Genomic DNA, 24,792 nt, shown 5'->3' on the forward strand with positions numbered 1-24,792 from the left:
GCTGACGTTGGAGCTGTTGCCGTCATTCGGCAAAGGCAAGGCCATGCTCGGCCAGCGCTGCGGCCAGGATGCTGACCGCCTTCGGCCCGACCCCGTGCAGGGCCAGTAGATCGCGGCGGCTGTAGGCGCTCACTTGCGCAAGCGTCGTGATGCCAGCTTCGAGAAGGGCGCTGTTGGCTGGTCGCCCGATCGGTGGCAGGTCGCCGATTTGTTCGGGCACATGGCGAGCACTCACGCGATCACGATAGCCAGCCGCACCGCCGATCCGCGAAACCGGACCACACCTCGCCTCGCCGGGGTACCCGATCGGCGGCATGAGCGTGCAGGTGATCAAGCTGGGTTGCCGCCCTGCGCCAGCCATTGACGGATGACTGAGAAGTCCGCTTCGGTCAGGCCTGTGTATGGGTCGACGCGGTGCAGCAGCGCCCGCGTCGGGTGATGGGCCACGACCCATCGCTGGTCGGTATCGGTTGTCTCGTCGTCAAGCCAGACGAACGATCGTCCTGCTGCCCACCGGGTCAGGAACACGGTCTTCCAGTGCAGACCGTGCCCCGGATCCTGGTCGTCGTCCGGCCAATCGACCACCGGCAGGACTAGAAGCCCGAGCCGTGGTGAGACGACCTCGTTCGCATCCGCCATCCATGTCGTTGCCCAGACCAACTCGCATCTCAGGGCCAGCAGCCTGCGGCCGTCGCTTGGGTCAAGCCGATCGAGCAAAGGATTGCCGGTGCTGTCCGGTGGCTGTGTGGCGGCACCGATCGAGGAACGTCTCCGGCCAGCTGGCCGGGTTTTGAACGGGATCAGTGGGCCGTCTACATCGAGGAAGATCAAGGGGCGGTGGGTCAGGCCGGGCATCACGCTCGAACCGTATCGTGGGGCCGATCCGGGCTGGGCCGGGTACGTGCACCCTTCGGGGCACGGCCGGACGTCGAGTCCCACTTGCTGACTACCGTGGGCCGCCCTCGCTCGGCGGCAGATCCGGATGCCGTCCTCCTCTCTGATCACGGCGGCACCGGGAGTTGAAAAGCTCGGCACGGACCCGCGGAGACCGGTGCTCCATACTCTTGCGGTGCGGCACGAGGAGCTTCTGGCGCGGACCGACTGGTCGGCGGTCGAGCATGCGCACAGCGGGATGCCGGAGGTGCCGCGGACACCAGAGATCCTCGCGGCTCTGCTGAGCGACGACGCTGTACGTCAGGCCAGGGCGCTTGGTGATCTCTACGGGATCATCCACCACCAGGACACCATCTACAGCGCGACAGCACCGGCGGTGGACTTCGTTGTCGCGGTGCTCGACGCCCCGCGCATGCTCACCCCGGTGGCGGCGCGAGGCGGTGTCGGCACCGTACCGATGCGGGCCGCTTTGCTGGATTGGTTGACGTCGGTTATGGATGCGGTAGCGGCCTCGGGTGAAGCGGTCTCGGGTGAGGCGACGGACATCGACGCGTGCCGTGCCGCTCGCCCGCGTGTCTTTCGCGCCGCGTGGGCGATGCGTGAGGATCCTGACCCGGCGATCGTGCGTGCCGCGCTGGGCACGCTCGCATGTGTGTTGGACGACGGGTCAGAACTCAAACGCCACCGCCCCGAGGTGGCGGCCTGGATGGGTGAGCATGCTCTGGCTCGCTCTGACCGGTGTATCCGTGTCCTGGCGGTTTTGACTCTCACGTCCTGGGCGTACGACACCTCGCCGGTTCTTCGCGACGATCCGGATGCCGTGGTACGGGCAACCGCCGCGCTCTCGCCCGCCTTTGCTGTCAAGCCGGAGGGGACCCGGGCGCTTATCGATGTTCTGTCCAATCCGGCCGATGCAGCCTGGTGTCAGCAGATTCTTCCGTATTTCGGGCGGATCTACCCGTTCAAGCTGCTGCCTGTGGCGATCGACCGGGCCACGCTGGAGGAACTCGTTAGGGCTTTGGGGCTGCTCCTCGCCGAACCACCCGATGGCACGTACGTCGGCGACTGGGGCGCAAGGCTGCGTGCGAAGGCGTTCCCGGGCGGGTTCCCGCCGCCGCAGCCGCTCGACGCGACTCAGCAGGCACTGTTGGACCTGGTCGCGATGCACTGTTTCGGTCCAGCCGCCCCGCCGCGTCGGTTCGCCGCCGACACCCGGATGGCGCTGCGCGGTCTCGTGCCAGGCGGCCAGGTCTCCCAAGGCGCGGCATCCGCAGAATGGTGACCAAGCCGGGCAGCGCGCACGACCAGGCAAGCTCCCGAGTCAGCCGCATAGCCACGCTGCTCCCGGAATTCGTCAGCACCTCGCGTCTCCGCCCATCGGCATGACCGGCGGTTGAGTCACACCTCTTTACGATGCGTAGCGTGCGGATTGCGGCACGACCCGAAGCCCTCGCACCTGGACGCATCACTGCTGACGATCGCTGAAGGTGACGGCTGCTCCGGCGCCACTGCACGCAGTCGGCGGCAGATCAGGGCGCCGTCAGTGAGGGGTGCCAGAAAGCGAAGTCGTCAGGCGGACCCAGGACAAGCGCTGTCATATCCAACAGCCGTTGGTAGTAGCTCGCCTCATAGCCGGCCAAGTGCGGTACCACTCGGGCGAGGTCCTGCTCGCGTGCTGCAAGAACATCCCACCACCGATCATCGAGGTCGCCGCCGTTGATCAGCCACGTACTGATGCAGCCGGCGGCGCCGGCATCGAGCATGACCATCTCGACCCCCGCGATGTCGACGGCCGTCAGACGGGCAGGAAACGCAGCCTCCCTGTGCGCCGCCCAGAGTTCGGCAACAGCCTTGATGCGGTCATCATCCGTCATCCGGAACAGCCCTCCGATCGCCGGGACCCTTAAAGAGAGTAGGCACACTACTTTCGGCAGATCAGGATGCCGGCACCGCGGGGGGCCGAACACCGAGCGTGACGGCTGGTCGTCTGCCTGTGCACACGACCAGCGGCTACTCGGTTCGTTGACCTGCGACCGTGGCCCGGCCAGGCTTCGGTCGAGACGCCCGGGCTGTCGCTCACTCTTCGGCTGCCACGCTGGTCGTGTGGCTCTCATTTTGCCTGCGCGGCTCGGGCACCGCCCCAGGGCGGGAGGGGCTCAAGAGCGCCTCTGTGTGTCAAATCCTTGCTGGGTGCCAGCTTGAGTTGATCTTTGATGAGGTGTCGGTAGAGAACCTTGGTCAGCCGCCGTTTCAGGCGGGTCGCGCCTCGGCGGGTGTCTTGCCCTCACGGAGTTTGCGCGGGTAGTAGACATGGCCGCGGGCGTCGAGGACGACGACCGTGAGTAGCCCGGTCTAGGGGCCGTCGTTGCCACGTCCGGCCTCGCTTGGGGTCCGCGACGCCTGGTCGTCTGTTACTGAGGGCCGGTTCAGGTCGGTGACCAGTAGCGGCTGTCGTTCGCCAAGCATGGTCAGTAGACCGTTGGTGCCCCGCTGTCGAGCTTGCGCGTATTCGTCGGTGGTCAGGCCGACTACCTGCAGGAACTGCACTCGGCCGTGTGGAGTGTGGGTTGTCCCGAGTTCTGGGTCCTCGACGAAGGTTAGGGCCGTAAGCGCCGTTTCGTGGTCCTGGCGGATGGGGCCGTTGGCGTTGATGTGGTGGCCGGGTTCGAACCTGTTGCCGCTGGAGATCATGTACCGGGCGAGGTTCTGCAGCAGGTTTGCCGCCCAGATCGGCGGTGCGGTGTCACCGGTGTCGCGGGTGATCCGGATGGTGAGCTCGAAGCCCCAGCCCGACTCGTCGGGGTTGTCGGTTTCCTTGGCGTACAGCTCGCTCATGCCGTAGCCGATGGTGTGCCAGTGCGGCACGGGCTCGACACGCTGGTAGAAGCTGACACCGTCGAGCGGATCTGGTCCACCCAGCGCGAAGCGGTGCAGCGTGCCGTAGTGCTTCGGCTTCACATCGGGATACAGCTCGGCGAGCCGGGCGTCGATAGCGCCCCACCCGGGAGCTTCGGAGGTCATTGAAAGATCAGAACACGCCGGGTCGGGGTGTCTGCACGGACCTCCTGAGTGGCGAGGCAGGCGGCCCGTGCTCGCCCCGGACATCGCGGGCGACGGCCGGCCATAGGACGACCACTGGAGCGGTCCGCCGCAAGGAGAATCCCGCAACGCCATCCCGCGACCGTCATGACACGAACGGACGCCGACAGGTCCGCCTGATCAGCGGCGTATGCGGATCCGTGCGTCATCCGTATGAGAGGCCACTCTTGTGGTCGGCTAGATCGAACGGGGTGGCGCAGTTCGGGCAGTTGAGCCGACCGAAAAGGCAAGTGAGGGCGATCGCTCTCGAGTCCCGGCCTGCCTGAAGGGCCTCGGCTGGGTCGTCGAGCAGACCATCGCCCTGCCGCACTGGTTCCGACGCCTACGGACCCGCTGGGATATCCGCGATGACATCCACGAAGCCTTCCTCACCCTGGCCTGCGCGATCATCTGCTGGCGCAGACTCCAACGCTCAAAGAGTTAGGAGCTCTTAGTCGGCCAGCTCGACCAAGGGGAAGGCCCGGTGCCGTCGGGGCGGGATCAGGAAGTTCTGTCGACGGGTGCAGGTGAGGAAGCGTTCCAGGCCGTTGTCCTGCTCGGCCACCCGGTGCTTGCGCGCCAGGTCTACCGCGGCCTGGCTGTGCCGCATGCGGGCGAAGACGTCGGCGGTCGGCACGAAGAGGCTGAAGTGCAGCTTGGGTTGACTGCTGCCGTCCGGTACGTCCATCGGGTCAAAACCGGGGCCGTCCACCCGCAGATGCATCGGGGTACCGTCCGGCGCCCGGGAACTGCGCTGGAGGGTGGACAGGTGCCCCATCCGACGCTCACCAGGGGGCAGGCCGACCCCTCGGGCGGTCAGTTCGGCGTAGTCCGGCCCACGGTTGTCGGCCGGCAGGAACGACGGCCCACCGCCGTCGGTGAGCTGGTCGGTGTTGCCCGGATGCACCGGCGGGGCGTGGAACATGTACTGCACCCGTTTGCTGAAGTTGCCGTTCTCGCTCGGCGGGGTGTCCGGCGAGGCCATGTCGTAGAACTGGAGCATGTCGAGGATGACGTGCGACAGGTGCTGGATCCCGCCGTTGTCGAGGTAGTCGCCGGGGCGGGCGGTGGTCAGCCGGGCCGAGGGGTGGCCGGCGAAGGTGCAGATCGCCGGTGGGCCGGAGGCGTTCGTCTGCTGGTCCGAGAAACCCATCCACATCGGGGAGTCCGGCTGGATGAACCGGGCGTAGGGCAGCCGGTTCTGCTCGGCCACCGAGCGGGGCAGGCCGACCTGGGTGAACATGTGTCGGCTCGAGGTGACCGTGAGCAGCCCGGCGAAGTCGGGCGAGGGTGTCGGCGCACCGGCCAACATGTCGCTGCCGTCGAACCAGCCCAGCACGTCCTGGATGACCGCCGCACGGTCACTGCGGAAGGTGAACATCAGGTCGTTCTGTTCGATCCGGACCGGAACGGTGAAGCGTTTCTTGGTGACCCCCGGGTTGTCCGGGTGCACGTCGGTGGGCGCCGGCACCGCCTCCTCCAACACCGAGCGGGCCGGGTCGGCGAGCAGCCGGGGCAGGTGCGCGCCGACCAGGTCCCCGGTGAGACCGCCGGGCAGCCGCCGGAAGTACGGCAGGCCGTACGACACGAAGGTCAGCAGGCCGGCCGCGCCGAACGCGTACCGCGACTCCAGCAGGGTGAGCACCCGGGTCAGCTCCCGCTGGTCGTCCCGGCCGGGGCTGCGGGCGAGCGCGGCGGTCAGGTACACGGTGTGCACCGGCGGCGTGACGAACGGTCCGCCGGTGGGCGAGGACTGCTCGGGCGCGCTGAACCGGGCGACGTCGAACTGGATGTCGGGCAGGTCCGCCGCCGGGTCCGATGCGGCCGGACGGATCGGGGTACGGGCGCCGTCCGAGCAGGCCGCCAGCGCGGACGCGGCCATCGCCAGCGCTCCGCCGGCCAGCATGGTGCGGCGGCTTAGCCGGGACGGGGCGCCCATGCCTCAGTGGGACCGGTCGAGCGCACCGCGCAGGGTCCGGCCCAGTTCGTCGTCGCCCGGGTCGGTCAGCCGTACCGCGTGCTCGCCGAGCCCGACGAAGCCCTCCCGGGCGCCGCCGTTGCGGGTCGGGCTCACCAGCAGCTCGTCGGAGTCCCACTCGATGTCGACGTGCCGGGTGCCCTTGGCGTACGTGGCCCAGGAGCGCAGCCCGAGCGCGTCGAGCAGCGGGGCGAAGGGCGTCGGCCCACCCCGCAGGTCGGGCGTGGGCACACCGGTGCGCGAGGCGTCGAGCATCCGGCGCACCGCCGCGCCCAGTTCCCGGTCGTCGGCCGGCTCGTCGAGGAGGTCGAAGACCCCGTTGGCGATCCACAGGCCGTCGGTGGTGAGCGAGGAGGAGTACGCGACGTACCGACCTCTGCGCAGGTCGAGTGCGGCGAGTCTGGTCATCGGTGTCCTCGGTCGGGTGAGGGGACGCCCAAGGATATCGTTGGGCGTCCCCGGATGGTTGCTACCTGATCGGGATGATCCGTACGGTCACCCCTCGCTGCGCGCCGTACTGGACTATCTGGTTGAGCGCGTTCTGCTGGGCGCTGGTGGCCGTACCGCGCTGCACCGCGATCTCCAGTTCCCGGGCGGCGACCTGTCCCGGTCTGATGGTGACCCCGTCCCAGCTGACCGGGTTGCTCTTGGCGAAACCGGCCGCCTTGTCCACATAGCCCTGCAACCGGCTGGTGAGCTGGCCGGCGGTCTGGTAGCTCTTGGCGGTCAGGTCGACGCTCTTGATACTCGTGGCGGTGCCGTTGGCGAACCGGTCGATGGTCGGGAAGCTGCGCGGCAGGTTGCCGCCGAGCTTCGCCTCGATCGCCAGGCCACGCTCGAACTGGTTGAGCTTCCAGACCGAACTGCCGGCCTTCAGGTACGCCCCGACACCGCCGCTGAGCGCGCCCAGCGCGCCGCCGATGGCGAAGTCCCGCAGGGCGTCACCCATGCTGTACTTGCGCCCGGTCAGCGCGGCGACGCCCGCGCCGATGCCGACCGAGGACGCGCCGCCGATCAACGCCCCGATCAGGATCGGTACGCAGATCGGGCAGTCGCCGTTGGGGTCGGAGAGGTTGACCGGGTCGTTGAGGGCGTACGTGTAGAGGTTCGTGCTGCCGCCGCCGAATCCGGCCGGGTCCTGGCTGAGGAACCGCCCCGTCTCCGGGCTGTACCAGCGGGCCCGGTGGTAGGACAGCCCGGTGTCGGCGTCGCGCTCCCGGCCGGTGAACTGCTGGGTGTTGCCGCTGGCGGCGCCGCTGACGGTGACCGCGCCGAACGGGTCATAGCTGTACTGGGTGGTCAGCGTGCCGGCGGAGTCGGCCAGGCCGAGCACGGTGCCGAGCGCGTCGGTGATCGGCATCCGGGCGCCGGCGCCGTCGGTACGGACCAGTGTCTGGTCGAGCCCGGCGGTGAGCCGGTTGGCGACGGCCGCCCCGGTCTGCTCCCGTACCAGGTTCGGGCCGTCGTAGACGAAGGCGGTGGTGGCCCCACCGGCCGTACGGGTGGCGAGACGCCCGGCGCCGTCGTAGCCGTACGCGGTGGTCATCCCCGGCCCGGTGACCCCGGTCAGCTCGCCCCGGGCGTTCCAGGTGTAGCCGAGCAGTCCGTCCCCGGTCAGGTTGCCCTCGTTGTCGTAACCGAACGTCCGGGCACCCCGGCTGGTCAGCCGGTTCGCGGCGTCGTAGCTGACCGATGGCGCGGTGGCGGGGACGGTGACGTTGGCGAGGCTGCCGGTCAGGTTCAGCACCCGCCCGGTGCCGTCGTACGAGTAGCCGAGGTCGCCGATCGGTACCCCACCGGCGCTCTCGTAGAACATCCCGGTCAGCTGGGAGGCGGCGTCGTACGTGTACCGGGCGGTGACGCCGCCCTGCTCGACCCGGTCGGTGCGGCCGGCCGCGTCCCGGTGCCAGGTGGCGGTGGTGCCGCCCTGGGTGATCCGCTCGACCAGGCCGGTCTGGTCGTAACCGTAGGAGATCGCCGGCTGACCGGGCACGGTCATCCCCGAGCGCCGCCCGGCCGCGTCGTAGGAGTAGCCGACGGTGCCGGCCGGGCTGACGACGGTGACCACCTGGTCGAGGTCGTTCCAGCCGAGGGTGACCAGCCCGCCGCCGGCGGAGTCGTCGATCGTGGTGAGCCGGTCCTGGGTGTCGTAGCCGAACCGTTTGGTGCTCTCGTAGCTCGGTCCGGCGGTGGCGCCGTACCCGATGAACGTGGTCCGGCCGAGGGGGTCGTACTCGGTGACGGTGGTCTTGCCACGCCGGTCGGTGGCGGAGACCACCCGGCCGAGCACGTCGTACGTCTGCCGGGCCTGGTGGCCGAGCGGATCGGTGACGGTCACCGGGCGGTCGGAGTTGTCGTACGCGACGGAGGTGCTGTTGCCCCGGGCGTCGGTGACCTTGGTCAGGTTGCCGTTGCCGTCGTACTCGAAGGCGGTGACCCTGCCGAGGCCGTCGGTGCTGGCCACGACCTGGTTGTCCGGGTCGTGGCGGACCTGCTCCAGCACGCCGGTCGCGTCGGTGACGGCGACCGGGCGGCCGACGGCGTCGACGAAGCTGCGGGTGGTCCGGCCGAGCGGGTCGGTCACCGCGATCAGGTCGCCGTGCTGGTAGGTGTAGCTGGTGGTGTTGCCCAGCGGGTCGGTGAACGAGGTGACCTGACCGGCGGCGTTGTAGGCGTAGTGCCGGCTCCGGCCGGCGGTGTCGGTGACCTTGGTGAGGTTGCCGGTGGTGTCGTACTCCATCCGGTTGGTCCGGCCCTGGTCGTCGGTGACCGAGGTGATCTGCCGGTAGGGCCCGCCGGAGGTGACGGTGGCGGACTGCGCGGCGGCGGTGCCCGCGAGCGCGGTGAGTGAGGTCAGGTCCCCGTTCGGGCCGTACCCGAGCGCGGTCCGTCGCCCGTACGGGTCGACCAGCGCGGTCGGCTGGTGGGTGACCGGATCACGGGCGGTGGTGGAGGTACGTGCCTGGGCGGTGCCGGCGGCGGTGGTCTCGGTGGTCACCCGGCGGTTGGCGTCGAAGCTGGTCTCCCGGACGCTTCCGTCGGGCTCGGTGACGGCCGTCTTCACGACCTTGCCCGCACCGTCGGTGGTGTACGCGAAACCGTAGGTGACCCCGTCGGGCATGGTCTGGGCAACCACCCGCCCGGCGGTGTCGTAGGTGTTGGTGAGGTAGGTGATGCCGCGCGCGTCGGTGACGGTGGTCATCCGGTTCGCGGTGTCGTAGCCGTACCCGGTGGTCCGTCCGCCGGGCGAGGTGACGCTGGTCAGCCGACCGGCGGTGTCGTAGCCGTAGACCACGGCCCGGCCCGCGTTGTCCTGCGCCCGAACCACCCGGCCGCTGGCGTAGCTGAGTTTGATCCAGCGTCCGTTGGGCGAGGTGATCTGGGTGATGTCGCCGGACTGCCCGCCGCTGGCGCGGGTCAGGGTGATCTGGTTGCCGTGCCGGTCCCGGATGGACTGCAACGGGGTGTTCTCGCCGAAGACGTACACCATGCCGTCGGTGCGGACCAGGTCCCAGCCGTCACCGTTCCAGGTCATCACCGCGTCCCGGAACGGGCCGGTGGTGCCGACGGCCTTGAACACCGCGTCGGTCCAGCCGGTGCCGGGGCTGATCCGGTCCATGTGGACCTTGCCGCTGTCCGGGAAGACCAGGTCGGCCTCGGTGTACTCGTGTTCGGAGTAGATGAAGATGCCGTAGGTGAAGTTCGCGCCGATGCCGAACTCGCGCATCTGGGTGTCGTTCTGCCGGTAGGTGCGGGTGATCGAGATCGGCAGCACGTCGTTGACGGTGAGGTCGGTGTGCTCGTCGACGAAGAGCCCGCTGGCCAGGTCGACCGGGTCGCCGCCGGCGTCGCCGTCCTCGCCCGGTCCGGTGCCGGCGGGGCGCTTGCCGCTGCCGTTGAACATCGCCCCGGTGAACTCCCAGACCCGCACGTCGGGGTCGGGCACGACCTGCCGGCCGTCCGGCGTGACGGTGCCCCGGCCGTAGACGTACCAGCCGGCCTCCGCGCCGGTCACCGCGCAGACCGAGGGCGCCTTCGCCGCCGTCGTGCCCGGCTTCTTCGGGTACGACTTCACCGGCGCGTTGGTGCACGGCACCCGGCCGGGGTCGTAGTCCCAGAAGTCCAGCCGGCTGCCCGGCGCGAGGCCCTGGGTGTTCGGGTAGATGATCTGCGCGCCCTTCGGCAGGATCACCGACCCGCCGGGCTGCACGGTGAAGTAGACCGGGGTGCGTACCCCGGCGGGCAGCGGGAACGGCGGCTGGTCCACCGGGAGCGCGGTGATGGACAACTCGGTGACGGTTCTGCCGGTCCGGTCGCGGATCACGGAGCCCTTGGGTAGCCGTACCTCGAAGCCGGGAATCGCCGGAGTGGTGATGACCGTCTGCTGCTTGGTAGTGGGGGAGGGGAAGCGGACGCTGTTCGCGGTGTCGAGCCGGGTCATCCAGATCGGGTACGACAGCTCGACGGTCTCTCCCGCCCGCAGGTCGACACCGGTCTCGAAGCGGCCGAAGGCGCGTCCCGGGCTGCTCGCCGTCGCCCCGTCGATGACCAGGACGTGGTGCCCGGCGGTGAGCCCGGTGAGCAGGAACCGCCCGGTGGCGTCGGTACGGGTGCCGCGCCCGCCGACGGTGAGGGTGACATCCGCGAGCGGTCTGCCGTTGAGCAGCAGCGCCTGCCCGGCGAGCGCGGTGATTCCCCGCTCGGCGCGCAGCGCCGGCTGGAGGTTGCCGTAGGCGCCGGTGCGGTGCGACTCCCAGTCCTCACCGGCGAGGTTGAACCGGTCCGGGGTCCAGGTTTCGGTGACGTCGCCGACCGGCCCGGTCACGGCCTGCTTCGCGGCGGCGGGAGCCGGGGCGGCGGGCAGCCGTACCTCGCCGGTGACTCTGCCGACGGTGCTGGTCGAGGGGTCGACAAAAACGGTGTACGTGCCGGCGGTGGGCAGGGTGACCGAGGTGAAGGTGCAACTGCCGCCGCAGTACACGCTGCTGCCCAGGTTCGTCCCGTCCGGTTTGCGGATGATCGCCGTGGCGTTGTACTGGCTGTAGGTGCCGGCGGTCATCGCCACGGTGACCGCCTGGCCGGCGGTGCCGGGGAAGGTGAGCGCCGCGTTCTGCCCCGGCACGGTGGTGGTCAGGATGGTCGCCGGGCCGCCCGGGGTGGTGGCCGAGGTCGCGTCGGCCGGGACGGCGTGCACCTGGAGGGCTACCGCACCGGTGTACGTGGTTTCCGGGTTCAGCAGGATGGTGTACGTGCCGGCGACCGGCAGGGTGGTGGCGTCGAAGAAACACGTGGCCCCGCAGTACGCGCTGCTGCCCAGGTTCGTCCCGTCCGGCTTGCGTACCACCGCCGTCGCGTTGTAGGTCCCGTACGTGCCGGCGGTGCCCTGCACCGAGATCCGCTGGCCGGCGGTGCCGGTGAACGACAGCACGCCGTTCTGCCCGGGGACGGTGGTGGTCAGGGTGACCGGGGCGGCGCCCGGTGTGGTGCTCGCCGCCACGTCGGCCGGGACGGCGTACAACTGGAGCGAGACCGCACCCGTGTACATACCCTCCGGGTTCAGCAGGATCGTGTACGTGCCGGCGACCGGCAGCGTGGTGGCGTCGAAGAAACACGTCGCTCCGCAGTACGCGCTGCTGAGCAGGTTCGTCCCGTCCGGCTTGCGTACCACCGCGGTCGCGTTGTAGGTCCCGTACGTGCCGGCGGTGCCCTGGACCGAGATCCGCTGACCGGCGGTGCCGGTGAACGACAGCACCGCGTTCTGCCCCGGGGCGGTGGTGGCCACCGACACCGCCGGGCCGCCGATCGTGGCGTTCACCGCCGCGTCGGACGGCACGTCGTAGATCCGCAGGACCACCGTGCCGGTGTAGGCGCCCTCCGGGTTCAGCAGGATCGTGTACGTGCCGGCGACCGGCAGCGTGGTGGCGTCGAAGAAACACGTCGCTCCGCAGTACGCGCTGCTGACCAGGTTCGTCCCGTCCGGCTTGCGCACCACCGCCGTCGCGTTGTACGTCCCGTACGTACCGGCGGTCCCCTGCACCACGATCCGCTGACCCGCCGCCCCGGTGAACGACAGCACCGCGTTCTGCCCCGGGACGGTGGTGGTGAGGGTGACCCCCGCCCCGCCCGGTGTCGCGGTCGCGGTGGCGTCGGCCGGTACGTCGTACACCCGGACGGTGAGCGCGCCGGTGTAGGTGCCGGCCGGGTCGAGCAGGAGGCTGTACGTGCCGGTGACCGGCAGCACCACCGTGTCGAAAAGGCACGACGTCCCGCAGTACGCGCTGCCGGTCAGGTTCGACCCGTCCGGTTTGCGGACGACCGCCGTCGCGTTGTACGTGCCGTACGTGCCGCCGGTGCCCTGGACGAGAATCCGCTGCCCGGCGGTGCCGGGGAAGGTCACCACGCCGTTCTGGCCGGGGGTGCTGGTGGTCACGGTGACCGGGTCGCCGCCCGGGGTGGTCGGGACGGTGGCGTCCACCGGCACGTCGAAGACCTGCGCGGTGAGGCTGCCGACGGCCGCCGCGGCCGGGTCCACCAGGAGCGTGTAGGTGCCGGCCGCGGCCAGCGACACAGAGCTGAACGAGCAGGTCGTCGCGCAGGAGGAGGTGCTGGTGACCGTGCTGCCGTTGGGCGCGCGCAGCGCCACGGCCACGCTACCGCCGCCGAACGCACCGGCGGAGAAGCTGGTGGTGACGACCTGTCCGGCCGTACCCGGGAACGAGATCACGGCGTTCTGCCCCGGCACCGTCGTGGTCACGGTGACCGCGGCCCCGCCGGGTGTGGTGGCGGCTGCGGTGTCGGCCGGTACGACGTACACCCGGGCGGTGAGCGCGCCGACGGCGGCCGTCCTCGGGTCGACGGACAGGGTGTAGGTGCCGTCGGCCGGAAGTGTCGTGGTGTCCAGGAAACACGCCGTCCCGCAGGAGGTGTTCGAGACGATCGAGGTCCCGTCCGGGCGGCGTAGCGTCACCACCGCCTCGGTCGAACCGAACGTGCCGGCGGAGAGCTGCACCGCCACCCGCTGACCCGACGTCGCCGGGAACGAGATCACCGCGTTCTGCCCCGGCACCGTCGTGGTAACCGACACCGCCACACCACCCGGCGTGGCGGTCGCCGTGGCGTCGGCCGGCACGTCGTGCACCTTCGCGGTGATGCCGCCGACGACCGTGCCCCTCGGGTCGATCAGCACGGTGTACGTCCCGGCCACCGGAAGTGTCGTGGTGTCCAGGAAACACGCCGTCCCGCAGGAGCTGTTCGACACGATCGAGGTCCCGTCCGGGCGGCGTAGCGTCACCACCGCCTCGGCTGAGCCGAACGTGCCGGCGGAGAGCTGCACCGCCACCCGCTGACCCGCTGTCGCCGGGAACGAGACCACCGCGTTCTGCCCCGGCACCGTCGTGGTCACCGACACCGCCGCACCACCCGGGGTGGTGTTGGCGACCGCGTCGTTCGGCAGGTCGTGCACCTGGGCGGTGATCGCACCGAGGGTGGCGTCGGTGGGGTTGACCAGGACCGTGTACGTGCCGGTCGTCGGGAGCGTGATCGCGTTGAACGAGCAGCTCGTACCGCAGTAGGTGTCGGCGACGACGGTGGAGCCGTCCGGGGCGCGCAGCCTGGCGTAGGCGTTGTACGTGCCGAAGGTGCCGCCCGACATGATCACCGAGACGGACTGCCCGGCGGTGACGGGGAAGGAGACCACGGCGTTCTGTCCGGGGACCGTGGTGGTCAGGGTGACCGGGGCTCCACCTGGCGTGCTGTTCGCGGCGGCGTCCGCCGGCACGTCGTGGACCTTCACCGTGGCCTGGCCGAGGTAGGTGCCGTCCGGGTTGAGCAGGATGGTGTACGTGCCGTCGACCGGCAGCACCACCGCGTCGAAGAAACACGAACCACCGCAGTACGCGCTACCGCCCAGGCTCGACCCGTCCGGCTTACGGATCACCGCCGACGCGTTGTACGTCCCGTACGTACCACCGCTGAACTGCACGGAGATCCGCTGCCCGGCCGTACCGGCGAACGACACCACCGCGTTCTGGCCCGGCACGGTGGTGCCCACGGTGACCGGGGCGCCGCCGGGCGTGGTGCTCGCCGTCGCGTCCGCCGGCACCAGGTGGACCTGCGCCGACACCTGGCCGACGGTGACGCCGTCCGGGTTGAGCGCGATCGTGTACGTGCCGTCGACCGGCAGCACCACCGCGTCGAAGAAACACGACGCACCGCAGTACGCGCTGCCGCCCAGGCTCGACCCGTCCGGCTTACGGATCACCGCCGACGCGTTGTACGTCCCGTACGTACCACCGCTGAACTGCACCGAGATCCGCTGCCCCGCCGTACCGGGGAAGGAGATCACGCCGTTCTGGCCGACGGTGGTGGCGACGGTGACCGCGCCCGCGCCGGGCGTGGTGCTCGCCGTCGCGTCCGCCGGCACCGAGTGGACCTGGGCGCCGACCGTACCGACGTAGGTGGTGTCGGGGTTGACCACGATGGTGTACGTGCCGTCGACCGGCAGCACCGTGGTGTCGAACAGGCACGAGCTGCCGCAGTACGCGCTGCTGGTCAGGTTCGACCCGTCCGGTCTGCGCACGATCGCCGTCGCGTTGTAGGTCCCGTACGTGCCGCCGGAGAGGTGGACGAGGACCCGTTGCCCCGTGGTGCCGGCGAACGAGAAGACGCTGTTCTGGCCGGGCACCGTCGTGGTGGCGGTGACCTGGGGACCGCCGGGCGTCACCGCCACGGTGGCGTCGGCCGGCACGTCGTACACCTGGACGGTGATCGCCCCGGTCACAGTGGACTGCGGGTCCACGAAGAGGGTGTACGTGCCCTCGATCGGCAGCACGGCGGTGTCGAGGAAGCAGGCGCTGCCGCAGGAACCGTTCGAGGCGACCGTTCCGCCGCCCGGCCTGCGCAGCGTGACGGCGGCGTTGTAGGTGCCGTAGGTGCCGTCACTGACCTTGACCGCGACCCGCTGACCGGTGCTGCCGGCGAAGGTGACGGCCGCGTTCTGCCCCGGGACGGTGGTGGTGACGGTCACCGGGCCGCCGCCCGCCGTGGTGCTCGCCGTGGCGTCCGCCGGCACCTCCCGGACGGTCGCCGAGATCGAGCCGGTGGCCGCGCTCGCCGCGGCCAGCAGCAGGGTGTACGTCCCAGCCGTCCGAGCCGTCACCACGTCGATGAAGCCGGTGGCGCCGACGCACCCGGACGACGCGGCGGTGCGCCCGAACGGGTCGAGCACCTTCGCGGTGGAGATGCCGCAGGAGCCGAGGGTGCCGTCCGCGAGCTGCACACTCGCCCGCTGCCCCTCCGCCAGGTCGAAGACGACCAGGGCGATGTCGCCCGCGCTCGGGATCGACACCGACCTCGTGCCGCCGAGCGCGACCCGCGAGGTGTGCGCCACGTCGGCAACGGCGTACGGGGCGGGCGCGACGAACACGTCGGCGGTGCCTTCGCCGCTGCCGTACCTGGTCCGTACCCCGATCCGGCCGGAGCCGGCGCCGGCGGGCACCTGGACGCCGAGGCTGCCGGCGGCGACGGTCGGGGTGAACGCCCGGGTGCGGTTGAGGGTGATCGCGTTGTCGGCGGCCTCGGTGGCGAAGCCGGTGCCGGTGACCGTGACCGTGCCGCCGGGTGCGACGACGTTCGGGGTGACCGCGGTGACGGTCGGCGCGGACTCGCCGGAACCGCTGACCACGAAGGACTGCGGGCTGGTCGCGGTGACGCCGCCGACCGCGACGGTGACCGGTCCGGTGGTCGCCCCGGCGGGGACCCGGACCACCAGGCGCCGTCCGCCGGCCGTGCTGACCGTGGCCGGTACGCCGTTGAACTCGACGGTGTTCTCGGCCGCGACGTTGGAGAAGCAGCCGCCCTGGAGGGTCACCTCGGCGCCGACCGCCGCCCTGGCCGGCACCAACGACAGCAGGGCGAGGGCGGAGCCGCCGTCGTTGGTGACGGAGGTGATGTTGCCCGTGGGGTCGTACCCGTACCGGGCACTACGACCGGTCCGGTCCTGCACCCCGGCCAACTGCCCGGCGGCGTCGTACGCGTAGCCGAACGAGTCGCAGGCGACCGAGGCCGGCACGATGTCCGGCAGGTCCCCCCGGACGCCGAGGCCCAGCAGCAGGGCGAGCGCGGCGAGCGACGCGGTCGACCGTAGTCGGGCACCCGCCCAGACCCTCGATCGGATGGTGCGGTGGCCCGCCGGTCCAGACATGCTGCCTCCTCAGACGCAACTTCTGGAAGGCAAGCTAGGCGAGATCCATCGACCAGAATAGACATCCGATCGGTCCGGGACCCCCGGAACCTAATCACTCACTGTGATCGCACCTTCTACCGGCAGAAACCGGCGGCGTCACCGAAAGTGTTGTCGACTATCGGACAGTCAATTGTGTTGCCGCCGAGCGGGCTAAATTGGACGGTTCGCCGCGGGCCCGGTGTGGGCCGCACCGGGCCGCGCGGTCCGGCTGGCTCTCCGTCGCGGACCTCTGCGTTGTGACGAGGATGCTCCGCCGGGTGAGCGTCGACACGTGGGAACTCTCGGCCGGGCTCGGCGCCTTCGGCCTCGCCGGCATGCGGAGCGCCCGGCACCACCGGCACCAGACGGTCATGCTGCAACGGTCCGGCGGTCCTGCGGCAGCTTTCACCTACTCGGTTGTGGATTTCGGCAGGGGCGCTGTCGGCGTGGTGACACCAGCACTTCTTCCGCCAAACAACCGGTCAGTCCCAGTTGTCGTGCCGGATGCCGAAGGCGTCCCGCTCGGACTCGGTAATCTCCAGCGAACCGTCGCGGAGCCTGAGGAGGGTTTCGAAGTACTCCTCTCGCGGCGCGCCCGGCGCGAACAGCAACAGCATCGACGCTGGATCACCCGACTCGTTTCGGAACCCGTGCATCCCGCCGGGTGGTACGTGCAGGAAGTCTCCGGCGCCGGCGTCGACCCATCGGTCGCCGGAGTACAGCCGGATGTTTCCGCCCAGGACGAAGAACGACTCGGAAAGGCCGCGGTGGAAGTGCGGGCCGGGTCCGCTTGGCTCCGGGCTGAAGTCCCACCGGTAGAGGCCGAAGTCGCCGTACGTCTCGGTGCCGCGCGCGAGGTAGGTGACCTTCACCCCGTTGGGGTAGGTGATGTCGGCCGGCTGGTCCGCTCTTCTCAGGTGCGTGCGGCTGTGACCGTGTTCCCCGTCGTAGCGCGAGGGTGGATAGGCGGGTAGCGACAACGCGGTTCCTTCCCTTCTGCGAGGCGTGGACGTTCGTGGGTGGGTGCGACGCCGGATGGCCCTTGCCGGACTTTATCGGGCGGCGGTGCTCAGATGGTGCAGGAGCTTGCGTGCCAGGGCGTCCAGGGTGGTCAGTTCTCGGGGTGTGAGGCCGGCGGCCAGCAGGGCGGTGACGTTGGCGGTGTGCTGCGTCATGGCGGCGTCGACGGTGGCGTAGCCCTGTTCCGTGAGGCGGATCTGGAAGCTGCGCCGGTGCTCGCGGTCCAGGATCGCTTCGACACCCACTTCGTCGACAGCGCCCCCTGGCACCGGACTCGCGCAGCCGCCTGACCGCACCCACCCTTACCGGCACCTGACTGCACGTACTCCTGAGGAGACATCATGCGAAAGATCATCGCTTCCACCTACGCCACCCTCGACGGCTTCATCGACAACCCGCACCTGTGGTCCATGCAGCACAACAGCGAGGACGCCATGGCGTACGCCCTGAACCTCACGCTCGGCTGCGACGCGCTCCTGCTCGGCCGCGTCACGTACGAAGGCATGGCCCAGGCATGGCCGGCCATGGGCGGCAACCCCTACGCCGACCACGTCAACAGCATCGCCAAGTACGCCGTGTCCTCCACCCTGGAAAAGTCGGACGCGTGGGACAACTCCCACATCATCCCGGGCGACGAGCTCGTCGAAGCCGTGACCACACTGAAATCCGAAGCCGGCAAGGACATCCTCATCTGGGGTAACGGCCGACTCACCGACGATCTGGCCAAGCACGGGCTCCTGGACGAGTACAGGGTCTGGATCTACCCCGTCATCAAGGGCGGCGGCGAGGCTCTCTTCCGCCCTGAGAGCGCCGGCACCGTTGAACTCGTCGACAGTACGACCTTCACCTCGGGCATCGTCGTCCTGACCTATCGCCCCACGCGCCGCCAATCGAGCCCGGACCGGGCTAGCCAGAGCCCCTTGGAGCGGCAGGCGAACGCGCTTCGTGGTGCGGAGCCCGGCCCCGTCGGCATACGGTGAGGACGTAATCGACCTTGGAGGGCTGGCACGTGGCGACGGAGGATTGGTTCCTCACCGCGCGGGAGCGCGGCAACCCGACCTCCCACCTACCCGCCTCTACCAGCGGAAACCAGGCCGAACCGCTGATTCATGGCGCGGCGTACTTCGATCGGTTGGTGACCGAGGTCGAGTCGTTGCGGGCCGGGGACCATCTGTTCTTCACCGACTGGCGGGGTGACCCGGACCAACGGATGCGCCCGGATGGTCCCACCGTGTCCGAGTTATTCTGCCGGGCGGCGCAACGTGGCGTGGTGGTCAAAGGTCTGATCTGGCGTTCTCACCTGGACCGGCTCCAGTACAGCGAGGAGGAGAACCGCAGCCTCAGCGAGGCCGTCTCGGCCGCCGGTGGCGAGGTGCTCCTCGACCAGCGGGTCCGGCGGGGCGGATCGCACCACCAGAAGTTGGTGGTGCTGCGGCACCCGAACGAGCCGGAGCGGGACATCGCCTTCGCCGGTGGGATCGACCTCTGTCACAGCCGGCGCGATGACGCCGACCACCGGGGCGACCCGCAGGCGGTGGCGATGTCACCCCGCTACGGCGACCGCCCACCCTGGCACGACGTGCAGTTGGCGGTGCGGGGGCCGGTGGTCGGTGCGCTGGACACCGTGTTCCGGGAGCGCTGGACCGATCCGATGCCGCTGGACTCGGAGAACCCCATGGCGTACCTGCGGGACCGGCTGCGCGGGGCGGACCTGAGAGCCGACCCGCTGCCGGCCCAGCCCCCCGACCCGCCGCCCTGCGGGCCGCACCACATCCAGGTGCTGCGCACCTATCCGGCGGTCCGGCCGCGCTACTCGTTCGCTCCGGACGGGGAGCGTACGGTGGCCCGTGGCTACACCAAGGCGATCCACCGGGCCCGGAAGCTGATCTACCTCGAGGACCAGTACCTCTGGTCGACCGAGGTGGCCGACCTGTTCGCCGCCGCGTTGCGGGCCAACCCGGAGTTGCACCTGGTCGCCGTGGTGCCCCGCTACCCCGACGTGGACGGTCGACTGGCCCTGCCGCCGAACATGGTGGGGCGGGAGCAGGCGCTCGCCCTCTGCGAGCGCGCCGCACCCGAGCGGGTGCACGTCTTCGACGTGGAGAACCGGTCCGGTGACCCGGTGTACGTGCACGCCAAGGTCTGTGTGGTGGACGACGTCTGGGCGAGCGTGGGCAGCGACAACTTCAACCGCCGATCGTGGACCCACGACAGCGAACTGTCCTGCGCCGTACTCGACGACACGGCCGACGACCGGGCGCCCACCGACCCGTCCGGGCTCGGCGACGGGGCCCGCCGGTTCGCCCGCGAACTGCGGCTGCGGCTGTGGCGCGAGCACCTGGACCGGGCCGCCGACGGCAGCGAGGACGACGACCTGCTCGATCCGCAGGAGGCGGTGCGAGCCATCGCGGCCGGCGCGGCGGCGCTACAGGCGTGGCATGACGGTGGCGAACTCGGGCCCCGGCCGCCGGGTCGGCTACGCCCGCACCAACCGGAACGGCTGCGCTGGTTGACCCGGGTCTGGGCGGTTCCGGTCTACCGCCTGGTCTACGACCCGGACGGCCGTCCCTGGCACGCCCGGCGCAGTGGGAGCTGGTAGCGGGCGACCGACACCCCGGCGCCGGCTCGGATCGTCGGGCCGGTCGGTCGGCCTTCGTGTGTGCTCGGGTACCTGGCGCCGGTGCGCGACACCGCCGTACCCCTGCGGCCGGCCGGCTGGGGAGCGTTGGCCACCGTCTACGCCACGCGCGTGTTGAACAGCATGCCGGCGGATTTGGTACCGGGTCACCGTGTTGATCGGTCTCCCGCTGCTGCTCGGCGCGCGTACCTGCCGGTGGTGCGACAGGAGGCCCGCCAGGTGGAGCGGCGGGTCGCGGAGGAGCGGCGGCGCCGGGTGTCGGAACTGGCTCTGGTCCGGGCCAACGAACGCAGTGCCATCGCGCGGGAACTGCATGACACGCCCAACACATCGCGTCGATCGTGCTGCGGGCAGGCACCTCGATTTCGACGTGGTGGTGGACGGCGAAGCCCTCGACGGTCACTCCCGCGCGGGGCGCCTGCCCCGGACCACGGTCACCGGCACCACCGTACGAACCCGCAGGGCCGGTCCCGTCCTACAGTCTGACCAGCGCGACGTCCCACTGGCCGTGCAGTTCCTCCCACCCGGCCACGATCTCGCCGATCGGCAGCGGATTACGCCCCGGATCGTCGTCGCGGTTCAGTTCGCATCCCTGCTGCTCAAGCTCCCGGAGCACCCGCTCGGCGTCGTCGACCGACCCGTCGGTCACGAGCCGCAGGTAGCCGATCCGCCAGTCGTCGGTGCGCGGTGGTGCGAGCGCGAGGTCGCGCCCGGAGGCGAACCGTCCACTGACGGCGTACAGGGAACGGCTCGCGTCGACGCGTAGCGGCCCGTCGTCGGACATCGCGACGTCCGGATGGAGGAACATCCGCTCGCCGGTGAGGACGGCGGGTTCGAGCCACTCGGCAAGACGGTCGAGTTCGGTCTCGTAGAGGAAGTTGCCCCATGCGTAGAGTGCGAATTCGGCCACGGGCGCCGATCGTACGCGGCGGACGAGGTGCGGACGAGGCCGTCGCGCCCCGGCGGGTGGTTGCCCACCGAGGCGCGACGGTCCGTCGTACGAGGTCGGGAGCGCGGCTACTGCTGGTCGCAGTACGTGTCGCCGGGCTCGTCCGGTGGCTCACTCGGGTTCGGGTCGTCGGGGTCGACCGGTTGGCCGACGATCTGGACGAAGAACGGGTCCCCGGGCAGGATGCGGTGCTTCTGGTAGAACCAGCCCAGCCGGGAACCGGAGGCGCAGTTGTCCTTCAGCGGGATCTCGTCCACCGAGTAGGACAACGGCCCGGTCAGGGCCCCCTCCTTGGTCGAGGCGAACGGGTACTCGTCGCACGAGTCCCGGTTGGTGCCCCAGATCCGGTTGCAGGCGGCGATGGCGAGGTCCCGGTTGTTCTTGATGCCGCCGCCGGTCAGCCGGTGCAGCGGGTCGTTGCTCTCCCTCGAGCCGGGGATGTGCTTGCGCTGGCCCGCGGGCGGCAACGGTTCGGTCAGGTTGGGGGTCTGCTGTGCGGTGTCGATGTGCTCGGCCGAGTGCTGCACCTTGAGATCGTTCTTGTTCAACTTGAAGGTCGAGACGCCGTTCCTGATCACACAGCCGCCGTTGTAGACGGAGATGTTCGGTGAGGAGTCGCAGCGGATGGCCTTGTGCGTGCCGAAGGCGGTGAACTTGACCCGGTCGTAGACGAATTCGATACCCGCGTTGATGTCGCAGTTGGCGGTGTAGTGCCGCCCCACCCCGACGGGCGTCGGGGAGCGGAGCGTGTGGTCGACCGTGACACCGGCCGTCCACTGCGCGTACGTCTTGGTCACCCGGTCCGTCCCACTGGTGAGCTGGCAGGGGTCGGGCGACCCCACACCCCTGGTTCTGAGCAGGAGCAGCGACACCGGCATGACGGCCGGCGGGGGAGTGCCCCAGACGGTCCGGAAGTCGTCCAGCCGCCATTTCAGCTTGGTGTCCCGAGCCGCGAGGTGTGAACTGTCCCGGACACCACGGAACGTGGTGACGAGTTGGGTGATCCGGAACGACACCGCCCCGACCTGCACCCAGACACCGCCCCGGTTGCGGACCCAGGATTCGAACAGCCCGGTCTGCTTGTGGCAGGCGTTGTACTGGTTCTTGATCCAGCCCTTGGACGCGTACGCCTTGGTCGTCGCCGAGGTCCCGTCGCATTCGGCCAGGGTGATCTGTCCGGGGCTGGTGGGCGAGGGCGCCGCCGCGTCGACCGCGCGCCCACCGTCGCCCGGTACCCGCGAACCGGTCGTGAGCGCCCCGCTGCCGGACAGGGTCACCTCCAGCACGGGCGGAACCGGCTCGCCCTCCCACGGCACGGCGGAGTCGAAGTAGCGTTCGTGCTGGCCCTCCCCGGCCTCCGGAACCGTACGCAGGGCCAGGCCGTGGTTGGCCGTACCGGTCGCCCACGATTGGGCGGTCGCGGTCACCGGCCAGCTCATCGTCCCGACGCCCTCGCAGTCGGGGGTGGCGTCCGCGGCCACACCGGTCGCGCCCGTGGCCGGCTGCCGGTTCCAGGCGAGTGTCTCCGGGGCCCAGGAGCCGGTCACCGGGAACACCCGGATGTCGATCGTGTCGGTGTCGCACCAGGCGAAGACCTGGTTCAGCCGCAGCGTGGCGCTGCGTACCGTACGTCCGGCCAGCGCCGTCGTGTCGAACCTCAGGTACGTACGGGACAGGTCGTGCGTGCCGTCGCCCCAGTCGTAGCTGCCGGCGACGAGCAGTGGCTCGCCCTGCTCCTCGAAGCCCCAGTTGGTGGTGGCGACACCGGCGACCAGTGGCAGCTCCAGCGTCTGGTCCTCACCGGGCGGCCCGGTCGGTGGTGGTGTCGGTTCGGAAGGTGTCGGGGTGGGGGTGGTCGGGGTGGGATTCGGCCCGGTCGGGGTGGGGTCCGGGGGCACCGGATCCTCACCGGGCGGCGCGTTCGGGTTGCTCGCCGCGTCCCGATCCTCCTGGGTCAGTCCCTCCGGTGCCGAGTAGTCGTCCATCTCCAGGTCGTCGAAGGTGACGCCCTCGGTCTCCGCGAACCGGATCGCATCCTCGTCGCTGCGCCTCGGCATCTGCGGCGGTACGTCGGTCATCCTGGCCTGCGCCGCCTCCGCGTCGGCCCAGGTCCGGTTGACCACGTCGGGACCGTGCTCGTCCGCGTAGGTGGACAGGATGGTCACCTGCTCGGCGGGTTCGTAGTCGACGAAGAGCACCGGCCCGGTCTCGCTGCTCTCCGAGGAGCGGTACTGCCGCCAGTTGGTGGCCTCCGACTCGTTCACCGCGCGCAGTTGGAAGCCGAGGTCCGGCGCACCGTCCGCCCATGCCTGGGTGATCGCCTCGACCGAGTGGTACAGCTCGCCCTCACCCCAGGAACAGGTGTCGCTGTAGGCGGCCTGGTTGCTGCTCTGCCCGGTGGTGGTGGCCGAGGGCTGCACGCTCCAGCGCAGTGTCGCCGGACTCCAGTCGCTGGTGATCCGGCGGGCGACGATGCCCGAGCCCACCTGGGACCCGCAGGCGTTCGAGCGGTAGTTCCAGATCCGCAGGTCGGCGTTGAGGATGGTGGATCCGACGAGGTTCGTGCCGGCGATGTGGTAGCGGATGTAGGTGCGCCAGGTTTCCGCGGCGCTGCTGGACGACCGGCCGGCCCGCAACCAGGTCGCCGAGGCCTGCGAGTTCGGGTACTGGACGCTGGAGACGAAGGTGTCCTCGTCCAGTCCCGCGCCGACCCATTCGGAAGCCAGTCCGATCGTCACGGGGTAGGCCACGTCGCGGTCGGCAAGGAAGACCGGGTCGGGCGTGAGCGTGAGTACCGGTCCCACCGAGTCGTGGGTCACCGACGCCGACGCGATCCCCCGAACACCCGAGTCCGGGGTGTCGACCGCCTTGGCGTCGAGCATCGTCGCCGCCGAGACGTCGGCAAAGGTGCTGGTCCTGCCCGTGTCGGTGGCGAGCAGACGAGGGCCGCCGGACTTGTCCTTCCCGTACGTCATCCGTTCCGGAAGGGTGACCGGTACGCGGAACGTCGGCTTCCCCTCCGGCCGCTGCCGGATGACGATCGACTGGTCGAACCCGGTGGAGGTGGCCGTGACCACCAGGTCGATGCCCGGGGACACCGCGTCGGGGTAGGTGGCCGCACTGCCCGACAGCACCGGCCGGGGCAGCGGGCGCGGCCAGCGTACGGCGGACCGGTCCCGGCCGTTGCGGCTGCGGAGAACGGTCGTGTCGCCACCCGAGGACAGGTCGAGCCCCACCGGGGTCGCCTTGGGCCGGATGACCCCGTTGCGCTCCACCAGGGTGGTGTCGACCGGCACCCACCGGTCCCGCTGCTTGACCCGGACCGGCTCGCTGTGCAGTTCGGCGTGGAGCGTACGGCCGTCGCTGTTGGCCCACGTGCTGGACCGTTCCGTCCGCATCGACTCGATCTCGACGCGTCGGTTCTGTTTCCTGGCCGCCTGTTGTGCGGCCTTGACCGGGTCGAGCCGGCTGGCCGTCGACTCGGGTTCGGGCTGGTTGGCGCTGGCCCGGAACGGACCGCCGATCAGCAGCGACGCGGTCAGTACGGCGACGGCCGCGACGGCCACCGCCCGCCACTGCCCGGGTCCGCGCGCGGACGGGCTCATGGATCCTGTCATCTCGCTCCCCTCGGAGCACAAGGAATAGATAGGCAACCATCTCCCGGTGGCCTGGAACGGAACCTTGGGTAATCCTTGAATCGTCCGTTCGGGAACCCTGCCGCAGGTCGGGCGCGGCGGGGTTGACGGAGGGACCGGGGCCGCCCATGCATCGGGCGGCCGCACGCCGGTTGGACGAGGCATTGCGGGGCTGCTCGGTACGTCGACGGCGACCGGGCGCGGGTGACGCCGTACGTGGCGGATAGGGCCGCCCGGCCCGTGCCGCTGTCCGCGTCCGCGGGACGCGGGCAAGCCCCGTGCAGGGGTCAACGACGCAGCCGGTTGCGAAACTGCTTCAATACTGCGTTAGCGGGGGCGATCGAGGCTCCTGACGCATTACGCGACCCTCCGTGCCGG

General features: G+C 70.2%; 14 protein-coding genes. 3 read left to right on the plus strand and 11 right to left on the minus strand.

Annotation, left to right across the window (positions count from 1 at the left end; translation table 11 throughout):
* Positions 1 to 22: 22 nt before the first annotated feature.
* The gene (locus OIE47_RS26670; RefSeq protein ID WP_326557251.1) at positions 23 to 235 is read right to left on the minus strand and encodes a DNA-binding protein; all 213 of its coding nucleotides are present in this window, start codon (positions 233 to 235) and stop codon (positions 23 to 25) included.
* Between the two features lie 95 nt (positions 236 to 330).
* A complete protein-coding gene (locus OIE47_RS26675) occupies positions 331 to 855 on the minus strand; it encodes an HAD domain-containing protein (RefSeq protein ID WP_326563255.1) in 525 nt (174 codons plus the stop codon).
* A gap of 214 nt (positions 856 to 1,069) precedes the next feature.
* On the opposite strand from OIE47_RS26675, the gene OIE47_RS26680 reads away from it, so the two are divergent.
* Positions 1,070 to 2,176: a hypothetical protein gene (locus tag OIE47_RS26680; RefSeq protein ID WP_326557252.1), complete on the plus strand. Its 1,107-nt coding sequence runs from the start codon at positions 1,070 to 1,072 to the stop codon at positions 2,174 to 2,176.
* A gap of 247 nt (positions 2,177 to 2,423) precedes the next feature.
* Here the strand turns inward: OIE47_RS26680 and OIE47_RS26685 are convergent, their stop codons facing one another.
* From OIE47_RS26685 to OIE47_RS26720, 7 genes are all read right to left on the minus strand, one after another.
* A complete protein-coding gene (locus tag OIE47_RS26685; protein ID WP_326557253.1) occupies positions 2,424 to 2,768 on the minus strand; it encodes a hypothetical protein in 345 nt (114 codons plus the stop codon).
* A gap of 478 nt (positions 2,769 to 3,246) precedes the next feature.
* Positions 3,247 to 3,915 carry a suppressor of fused domain protein gene (locus OIE47_RS26690; RefSeq protein WP_326557254.1) on the minus strand — a complete coding sequence of 223 codons (669 nt, stop codon included), beginning with the start codon at positions 3,913 to 3,915 and terminating at the stop codon, positions 3,247 to 3,249.
* A 508-nt stretch (positions 3,916 to 4,423) separates the two neighbouring features.
* Positions 4,424 to 5,878 carry a DUF7405 family protein gene (locus OIE47_RS26700; protein WP_326557255.1) on the minus strand — a complete coding sequence of 485 codons (1,455 nt, stop codon included), beginning with the start codon at positions 5,876 to 5,878 and terminating at the stop codon, positions 4,424 to 4,426.
* Between the two features lie 36 nt (positions 5,879 to 5,914).
* Positions 5,915 to 6,358, minus strand: a complete 444-nt coding sequence (locus OIE47_RS26705) for a hypothetical protein (protein WP_326557256.1) — start codon at positions 6,356 to 6,358, stop codon at positions 5,915 to 5,917.
* A 61-nt stretch (positions 6,359 to 6,419) separates the two neighbouring features.
* Positions 6,420 to 16,151 carry an RHS repeat-associated core domain-containing protein gene (locus tag OIE47_RS26710; protein ID WP_326557257.1) on the minus strand — a complete coding sequence of 3,244 codons (9,732 nt, stop codon included), beginning with the start codon at positions 16,149 to 16,151 and terminating at the stop codon, positions 6,420 to 6,422.
* Positions 16,152 to 16,654: 503 nt separating this feature from the next.
* On the minus strand, positions 16,655 to 17,152 hold the full coding sequence (locus OIE47_RS26715) for a cupin domain-containing protein (protein ID WP_326557258.1): 498 nt from the start codon (positions 17,150 to 17,152) through the stop codon (positions 16,655 to 16,657).
* Between the two features lie 72 nt (positions 17,153 to 17,224).
* Complete coding sequence (locus tag OIE47_RS26720) at positions 17,225 to 17,437, minus strand: hypothetical protein (protein ID WP_326557259.1); 213 nt, start codon at positions 17,435 to 17,437, stop codon at positions 17,225 to 17,227.
* A gap of 96 nt (positions 17,438 to 17,533) precedes the next feature.
* Here OIE47_RS26720 and OIE47_RS26725 point away from each other — a divergent pair, with 96 nt between their 5' ends.
* Both OIE47_RS26725 and OIE47_RS26730 read left to right on the plus strand, forming a co-directional pair.
* A complete protein-coding gene (locus OIE47_RS26725) occupies positions 17,534 to 18,172 on the plus strand; it encodes a dihydrofolate reductase family protein (protein WP_326557260.1) in 639 nt (212 codons plus the stop codon).
* Between the two features lie 29 nt (positions 18,173 to 18,201).
* Positions 18,202 to 19,791 (plus strand): phospholipase D family protein, encoded by a 1,590-nt coding sequence (locus tag OIE47_RS26730; RefSeq protein ID WP_326557261.1) that lies wholly within the window; start codon positions 18,202 to 18,204, stop codon positions 19,789 to 19,791.
* A gap of 514 nt (positions 19,792 to 20,305) precedes the next feature.
* On the opposite strand, the gene OIE47_RS26735 is transcribed toward OIE47_RS26730, so the two are convergent.
* Together OIE47_RS26735 and OIE47_RS26740 are read right to left on the minus strand one after the other, a co-directional pair.
* A complete protein-coding gene (locus OIE47_RS26735; RefSeq protein ID WP_326557262.1) occupies positions 20,306 to 20,740 on the minus strand; it encodes a hypothetical protein in 435 nt (144 codons plus the stop codon).
* Positions 20,741 to 20,847: 107 nt separating this feature from the next.
* Positions 20,848 to 24,396: a DNRLRE domain-containing protein gene (locus OIE47_RS26740; RefSeq protein WP_326557263.1), complete on the minus strand. Its 3,549-nt coding sequence runs from the start codon at positions 24,394 to 24,396 to the stop codon at positions 20,848 to 20,850.
* Between the last annotated feature and the right edge of the window lie 396 nt (positions 24,397 to 24,792).

This window comes from Micromonospora sp. NBC_01796 (assembly GCF_035917455.1).
Taxonomy (GTDB): domain Bacteria; phylum Actinomycetota; class Actinomycetes; order Mycobacteriales; family Micromonosporaceae; genus Micromonospora_G.

What these genes read in the sequence shown, in the direction of transcription:
- OIE47_RS26675 (WP_326563255.1), bottom strand. Translation starts at nt 855, where the DNA reads ATGCCCGGCCTGACCCACCGCCCCTTGATCTTCCTCGATGTAGACGGC.
- OIE47_RS26685 (WP_326557253.1), bottom strand. Translation starts at nt 2,768, where the DNA reads ATGACGGATGATGACCGCATCAAGGCTGTTGCCGAACTCTGGGCGGCG.
- OIE47_RS26690 (WP_326557254.1), bottom strand. Translation starts at nt 3,915, where the DNA reads ATGACCTCCGAAGCTCCCGGGTGGGGCGCTATCGACGCCCGGCTCGCC.
- OIE47_RS26700 (WP_326557255.1), bottom strand. Translation starts at nt 5,878, where the DNA reads ATGCTGGCCGGCGGAGCGCTGGCGATGGCCGCGTCCGCGCTGGCGGCC.
- OIE47_RS26705 (WP_326557256.1), bottom strand. Translation starts at nt 6,358, where the DNA reads ATGACCAGACTCGCCGCACTCGACCTGCGCAGAGGTCGGTACGTCGCG.
- OIE47_RS26710 (WP_326557257.1), bottom strand. Translation starts at nt 16,151, where the DNA reads ATGTCTGGACCGGCGGGCCACCGCACCATCCGATCGAGGGTCTGGGCG.
- OIE47_RS26725 (WP_326557260.1), top strand. Translation starts at nt 17,534, where the DNA reads ATGCGAAAGATCATCGCTTCCACCTACGCCACCCTCGACGGCTTCATC.
- OIE47_RS26740 (WP_326557263.1), bottom strand. Translation starts at nt 24,396, where the DNA reads ATGACAGGATCCATGAGCCCGTCCGCGCGCGGACCCGGGCAGTGGCGG.